This window comes from Endozoicomonas sp. ONNA1 (assembly GCF_024606325.1).
Taxonomy (GTDB): domain Bacteria; phylum Pseudomonadota; class Gammaproteobacteria; order Pseudomonadales; family Endozoicomonadaceae; genus Endozoicomonas_A.
On the sequence record NZ_JAHHPN010000351.1, the window covers coordinates 1 to 1,031 of the forward strand.

The following is a 1,031-nucleotide window of genomic DNA, read 5'->3' on the forward strand; positions in this document are numbered from 1 at the left end:
GACTGGCCAGTTTTTCGGTAATGTCACCGGCAACAATGAAGGCTCCGGGCTCACCTTTAAAGCGGGCACAGGCCAGTGTCGCCTGTTGGCCATCCTGAACGGCTAATGTCTCAAACTGACCATCAGCCAGCATCAAAGTTTTTCGTTTCTGTCTCATGACGATTGCTACATGATCATTGAATCCTGCTTCAGCAAGGACAACCCCCCCTGCCCGCTTCAGGAACTCAGGCTCAAGCATCCAGTCTTCAGCGTGTCGGGCCACGATAATAGCTCTCTCTGGCATAGAGCCAGCCTCTTGTTTTTTGGCCAGCCAGATGGGTCCGGTGCAGAAGCCTTCACTGACGGTCTGTCCAATGACCAGAGACTCTTCGGGTATAGGCAGGGCAAAATCCATGCCGCCAGGGAGCCGGGTTACAGGCCGCACCTGCAACAGCAACAGGCGACCCTGATGATCGATGGCAAACTCCGCATCCACGGGGCAGAGCAACAGGTCTTCCAGCTTTGTCAGCGCCTCCCTGAGTTTTGAAATCGTTTTATCACTGAGTGGTTGTTCATCGTCGTTTGATTGAGCATCGGCATCAAAAATTTCTTTTTCCGAGTAGCCGTTGTCGTCTTTGTGCAGGATGAAGTGACTTGAGATCTTCCCGGGTACGAATTGATAATGGTCAGTTTCTTCTTTGCGATCCTCGCGAAAAATATCAATGCGGTGGGGTGTGTTGCCAAACTGCCCTGCCACCACGCCTTTGGGTTGTCCGGGAGTGAACTCAATCCTGACGGTATCATCCTGAAAAGCCTGAAAGCTCATGGCGACCCCGCCATATCGGCAATCCACGCAGTGTTGGATAATCAACGCCATGGGTTGCGGTATACCTTCGGAACAGACTTCAGGCCGGTAACCTGAGGCCATGACCTTAAGGCAGGTTCTTAATACATCGTCTTCTCGCTGAACGACAGAGAGGTATTTGCCCGCCTGGGCATCGCCGTAGTTGTCTTCGTTGATGCCGGAACTGCGGACAATCACCGGCTGTGAT

1 protein-coding gene is annotated in these 1,031 nt (G+C 52.8%); it reads right to left on the bottom strand.

What is annotated here, in order from left to right; translation table 11 throughout:
- Positions 1-1,031: PEP/pyruvate-binding domain-containing protein (locus tag KDK19_RS07970; RefSeq protein WP_257291700.1), on the bottom strand; the 1,031-nt coding region annotated here is incomplete at both ends.